3 protein-coding genes are annotated in these 6693 nt (G+C 46.7%); 1 reads left to right on the top strand and 2 read right to left on the bottom strand.

Annotated features, from left to right (window positions below; all coding sequences use genetic code 11):
* Positions 1-5347: hypothetical protein (locus D6694_08695; GenBank protein ID RMH41589.1), on the bottom strand; the 5347-nt coding region annotated here is incomplete at its 3' end.
* A 30-nt stretch (positions 5348-5377) separates the two neighbouring features.
* On the opposite strand from D6694_08695, the gene D6694_08690 reads away from it, so the two are divergent.
* A complete protein-coding gene (locus tag D6694_08690) occupies positions 5378-5566 on the top strand; it encodes a hypothetical protein (GenBank protein ID RMH41588.1) in 189 nt (62 codons plus the stop codon).
* Positions 5567-5592: 26 nt separating this feature from the next.
* Here D6694_08690 and D6694_08685 read toward each other — a convergent pair whose 3' ends face one another.
* Positions 5593-6444 (bottom strand): 3-hydroxyacyl-CoA dehydrogenase family protein, encoded by an 852-nt coding sequence (locus D6694_08685; GenBank protein RMH41587.1) that lies wholly within the window; start codon positions 6442-6444, stop codon positions 5593-5595.
* Between the last annotated feature and the right edge of the window lie 249 nt (positions 6445-6693).

The raw sequence follows: 6693 nt of genomic DNA, 5'->3' as shown, positions 1-6693 counted from the left end.
TTGTACCAAATCCCGGTATTGGAACCAGAATCACGGTGAAATAGACGCTGTGGGAGAGCTTGGTTCCGTAATCGCTTTCGACCAGTACCGTCACGTTATAATCGCCAGCCATAAGACCGCTGAGCATATAGGTCACCGTGGCATTATCCTCCACCAATCCTCCTGTAATTATCACACCGTTGATCAGAATTGTGAAGTTGCTGATCTGGATCGCATCAAATATCCAAGTCAGATTCACATCCGCAGGAGCCTCATAAGTGCTGGCAACGTTGGGTTCACTTTGCAGCGATATGGTGGGATCAAGAACTGTCACCTCTATAAGGGCTGTCACCTCATTTCCCGCAGCATCAGTAATCCGGATAAAGAGTGAATACAGTCCAGGATCCAATCCATCCACATTGAATTGGTACGTGGTTCCATTAACCCAGTCACCAATCATTGACGGAACTCCGTCCACTGTCAAGGTGGCATTGTAGGTGCCCGGTGCAAAGCTGTCATAAGGTGTGAAGGTGATGACATTGCCGGTCTCTCCTGAAACATAGGTCAGATCGCCACTGTGAATCAATGTCGGTGGCGTTGTATCCACCACAGTCAAGAAGAACTGATCTGTTGATGACTGCCCTAACGTGTCATTGATCATCAAGGTCAGATTATATGTGCCGATAGCCAGGTCCATCAAGGTGATGTTGACGAAACCGGCCACCCAATTTCCTGTTTCAACCATGACTCCGTCCACATAAACCACATATACATCTGGATTGGCTCCATTGACCACCCATGACACCTCATATGATGTTGCCGCCTCAACCGAATCATCGCCATGCGGATTGATCAACGGTTCATCCGTCGGAAGCACCGTGACATAGACCGTGTCCTGGTTCGGCAGCCCATTGGTGTCATTCACATAGATTGTGAACCTGTAGGTTCCCGGATACAATCCATCCACATTGATTTGGATGATTGAACCGTTCCAGACCCCATGCTGAACTGTGCTACCATCCATGGTGATGTTATAGTAGTCTGGACTGGCATCCGTGAAATTCCAAGCGATGAAATTGCCGGTAGTTCCATAGAGATAACTGAAATCTGCGGGAGGATCTGTCAAGACAGGAACGTCATTGCCGATGATCGATTTCACCCCTCCCTCGACAGTTTGAACGATCGTGATGGTGTTTGTCTGGACAATGTCAAATTCATAGGTACCCGGTGCCAGAATGTACGTTGCAATGCCGTCACTGCCCGAATATTTTGAAGCAACAGCACCACCCGTTCTGGGGTGATCATATGCATAGGTCCATGCAGCTACTGGAGCCCCTCCTGTTGTGGTGACATATATGTCAACAACACCGAAATAGGCTGAGAAATTGTAGTAGCCGCCATATGTGATTTCCACATTATACAGCCAGATGGCGTTGTCCTCCATGAACCTGATATCATACAACCCGTCAACGATATTGAATTGGGCGTAGCCGTCCGTCCCCAAATTACTGGAATAGACGGTCGCTCCGGTCTGGGTATCATAAATCGTGACCAATGTATTCCTCGGGGTGAAATTGTCAATGAAAGAATAGAGATGGACAGGATTGGTGTTGTCGGAAAGATACAGAATAATGGAATCATTACCGCCAAAAGTGTCGTAAAGGGTGACATTCACCTGATACACGCCCACCACGCTTGGTGAAGTGTAATCAAAAGTAATCTGAAACTCACCAGTCGAGGTGAAGCCGCTGAAGGCACCCACTGCCGAAATCACACCCATATTGGCAACAATGTCCAAGTAAAGGTACTGATAGTCATAATCACTATCACTTGCCGTCACGGTTACGGTCTGCGTTGTTGAGGGACCTACATCCACTGAATCCACTGCAACGATCACCGGTGCCCGATTCAATCTGCTACCGACCTGTGTCCGTTCTCCACCCATAATTGCAACATTGTATGTCCAAACGTTATTGTCAACCAAGACATCATAGGTGCCTGGAGCCAAATCCCTTATCACAAAGCCATCAGAACCAGAATTTTCTGAGAAAACCAGACTTCCTTCAGAATAGACTGCAACCGGCTGATTCAAGGCTGTCCCCCCATCATTGGTATAGACCGCTAGGACTCCTGCCTGATAGTTCACGGGTGTATCTCCAGAGGCCGTCACAACAATGCCATAAACCCAATCTGTTGGAGTCACTGAAAGGGAAAGATTGTAGGTGCCCGGTGCCACATCATATGATGCAATGCCGTTCGAGGCATATGCGGTAGCAACCGACGTCGCACTGTTCCGATAAAGATATGTCCAAAGGGAAATCGGTTTGCCTCCAGCTGTGCTGACAGTAAGCGAAATCCTGCCGAACTTGAAATCATATGTTGCAACCTCGTCCGCAACAACAGTGATCAAATTCTTTCGAATGGATGTACCGTCGCTGGTTGCCTCAAAATCATAGACGCCAGGCCGCAATGCCAATGTCAAGAGACCTGTGGAGCCTGTAGAGGCACTGCTCTCAAGCACTCCCGTGGAATTGAGGTATGTCTTCATGGCTACATTGATGCCTTCCCCATTTGAAGAGGTTGCATTCAATGTAATGGCTGCAAAACGGAACTCCATGTTGTCCGTGCCCCCTCCATTGACAAAGATATACTGTGTCCAAAGGTTTGATCCCGTCACCTGAACCTTATAGGGGCCGGGATAGATCGAACCGAATGTCGTGTATCCCAATGAACCGGTATAACCTGATCCAATATAATCATTGGTGATTCCGTCGTAGATGTAGACCCATTTGGCATCAGGATTCCCTCCCTGAGTCACTGTCACATTGATAGTGCCAAAATTGGAAGAAACCCAGATCGTGGTGTTGGCCCATCCTCCGAATTGATCGGTGACATTGACCTCTATCCTGTAAACGCCAACCGTGCTCGGGGCAAAATAGGTGACCTGATTTCCTGATCCGGAAATGGTACCTTCCGTAACTGTCCAAGTGTAGTTCAGGATGTCTATCGGATCAATGTCGCTCGCGGTGACGGTGACCGTTGTATTCTCATTTGGTCCAATCCGTCGCGGAGATGCAGTGATGTCACTGATAACCGGGGCACTGTTGGTGAAATTGCCGATCACCGTCACGTTCCCCGCCGAAACACTAAGCTTGTAGTACCATTCATCCACACTCCTGCTCGATTTCACGGTATAGTTGCCATAGGGTGCCAAAGTATAGGTGGCAATGCCATCACTGCCGGTATAGACCGAACTGATTGATGTCGAAAGCGAATCGGTCGCATTGTAGAGATAGGTCCAGACTGATTGGGGATTTGATGCGGCATCGAATTGGTACACTGCAAGCACCCCAAAGCTGGAAACCACTGACGGACGTTCCGTTGCATTGAGCTTCATGTCATAATGCCAAATCGCACTGGCTTCGGCTGATGCATAGGTCTTTATGCTATAGTTCCCCGCAGGTAAAACCAACAACTGGCTTCCTGTGGAAGAACTTATTGTCCTTGACACGATCGGTGTCGAAAGCGATCCCGCATTGTAAAGCCGCATGGTTCCTCCAATGACCTGACCATACATGCCAGTCATGTTGACATTCACCTCTGCCCACCTGTAATGGATTGAATAGGGTGAATAGGTGGCATTGATGTATCGTGGTGCAGAGACATAGTTGCTGTCACTTATCCAAACGAAATAGTATTCTCCATCATCCAATACCATGGCCGCAGTTCCTGTGGAACCTGTATATGCCGAAGCCGCTATGGCATCGGAATACTTGTCATAGGCATAAATCCATTGTGTTATCGGTCTGTCATTGAATCCTGTTGAATTCAAGTTCACTGTCGACTGCCTGTTACTGAGATACAAGGTGAAATTGCTGAACAGGTTAGTCGTATCAACCACGGCAAGATCCATACGGTAGGTTTCCGCAAATGCCGGCGCAGTATAGTTCACTTTGAATTCAAACACATTCGTGGCAACCCAGCCACTGCTGGCAATGAAGGTGCTTCCGTAATTCACCACCCGGTCAAGCACTAGAGGTACATCATAATTCCTGTCAAAGACCTGTGCCGTCACCAAGGTTGATTGATTTGGATCCACTCTGGATGCAATGGTCGGATAACTGATAAAATACGGTGCCTCCTGAATGATACTTCCCACAATGACCTTGTCCCCAACCGTGGAACTCAGGTTATAGTAGGTGATGGCGGGTGTAGCCAATGAAAAATCATAGGCAATCCCTGCCGGAAGATAAAAGACCTTATTTATGTCGTTTGAATTCCGATACCCCGACGCAACATTCTGACCCCCCTCATCATAGACATAAATCCATGTGACAACATCGCTGTATACTATATATTGGGAGAAACTGTTCCTGACCGTTGTGGTCTGTTCCCCAATAATCGTCACACTGGTGTTGACAATCCTGTTATAGGTATCACTCGCAAATGTCTCCACATCGTAATCTCCCGGAGCCAAATTCATGGTGACAAACCCATCCGATCCTAAAGTACCTGATGTGACCTGCGCTCCCGATGTACTGTTGTACACTATATAATTGGCACTGATCGGCATGGCATCCGAAGTATTTGCGTAAATCTCAAGCTGACCAAATGTGACTGCATCCAAGGTGATGTCGACAGGCACCTGTTCAAATCCATTGAGGGTCAACTCCATCCGCTGCCGCGGGCCTTCAAGAACATAGGTGCCCGGAGTCACCCATAGCACTTCCTTGGAGTATGGTTGCAGCCCAATGGTCAGTTCCGCATCTCCTGAAATCTTCAATGATGCCGAAGGTGCGGATTCGCCTATGGCATATGGAACCAATTCCAAAGATATGAATTGTGCCACAAATTCGGATGTCTGGTCAGGCTTCACTGTCAAGATGTCAGATGTCTGAGTCACTGCCCCAAAAACCTTGGCAATGTATCTGCCCGGCTTCAAATCGACCTGAAAGATTCCGGCGTCATTGGTCTTGCCCGATGCCACCATGTTTTCCAAAGCATTTTCAGTTGCCGCAAGAGCCCATATCTCAACATCGGTTTGTATCCCCTCCCTGTCTCCAAGTGCTTGCACTTTCAACGTTCCTTTTTGTGAAAGATCGGGCTTTTGCTCCGCTTGGTTCTTTGCTTCCCTGTCAGGCGAAATCGCCTGATCCGGCAAAGGTGCGTTTTTGGCGGAACTTTTCAGATTCCTTGCTGGAACCTGCGGCTCCGCCTCAATATTCTCGTGTGTGAGGTCATTATCGTTTTTCTGTTCAGCAACAGTATCAAAAGCAAATGAAGGTGATGTTGATAAAACAAGTAAGACAATTAAGAATGTTATCTGCAAGGACCTCATCACACGCCCGTAGACGAAAGATTCGTTCATATTGCGGGTGTGGAAAAAACACCTATTAAAATGCGTCCTTTTTTTGAACAATGTTCGATTAATTGCGGGCATTTTTTTGAACAATGTTCAATTCAAAACACACCCAAACAGTTGGTTTTCTCTTCCCTTTTGGATTCTAGAACATTTGGTTGGCTGGTTATTCATGTAATCGTAAAAAATGCCTCCAATATTTACTACCCTGTATATGAAGTGAATTAGTTAGTTTTTGGTGTCCTTTTTTTGGTTCAACTTTTGCCCCATTTATAGAACCCTTCTCCGGATTTTCTCCCCAACTTTCCATCTGCGACCATTTTGCGTAAGAGGGCTGGCACTTCAAACGCGGGTGATATGTTCTGTGATGCAAGGTATTCCGCAATCCGCAACCTTGTATCCAATCCGATGTAGTCCGTCAACTTCAGTGGTCCCATTGGATGCCGATATCCCAATTCCATTGCCTTATCAATGTCTTCGGGGGATGCGACTCCTTGTTCCACCATCCTGATCGCTTCCAAACCCAATGCGACACCTAGTCTTGAAGTCGCAAATCCAGGTGTGTTCTTGACGACTATCGGTTCCTTGCCTAGTTCGACCGCCAATTCTTTGATCGCAGTAAGAGTTTGCGTTGCGGTTGATTCACCCACAACAATCTCTATCAATTTCATTATTGGGGGTGGATTGAACCAATGCATACCTATGACCCGTGATTGATTGGGGATGTCTTCAGCCAAAAGGTCGATTGAGATGGAAGAGGTGTTCGATGCCAAAATGCACTCTTGGTTATATTCGGAAATTTTCTTGAATATGGTCTTTTTGATGGTTGGGTCTTCGGGGGCAGCTTCGATCACGACCTCTGAAGATTTCGCCACGTCGCCAAGGTTTTGAGTTCTGCTGATGCGTGCCAAGGATTCTTCCATCTCGTCTTGGGTCATGCGTTTTTTCTGAACTTCTTTGGCGAAACGCATGGTGATCTCCTCGAACGCTTCATCTAGAGCTTTTTTGTTGATGTCGAACAGTATTATTGTCTTTCCTTTGGATGCGCAGGTTTGTGCAATACCCCTGCCCATCACCCCTGCACCAACAATCCCGATATGGTTCATATGCTTCGGTTTTTTGTGTGTTTTTGGATTTATGCATTAATGTATATACGGGTGCAAGATTCGTTGATCTGGTGGTTGAAACGGCATTTTCATCTGTATAGCGGGGGTTGTCGCTTTTCGTTCCACATGCTCTCCGACTGTGGTTTGTGGAATCTATCGCGAAATTCTCGATAAATACTTTAATTGAAAATATATCTTAAACAAGCTATGATAATATTTAGAATATGATTTATATATCATATTTATAAT

The sequence above is a fragment of the Gammaproteobacteria bacterium genome (assembly GCA_003696665.1).
In the GTDB taxonomy this organism is placed as follows: domain Bacteria; phylum Pseudomonadota; class Gammaproteobacteria; order Enterobacterales.
The sequence above is the reverse complement of the archived record's forward strand: the minus strand, read 5'-3'. Positions and strand labels throughout refer to the sequence as shown.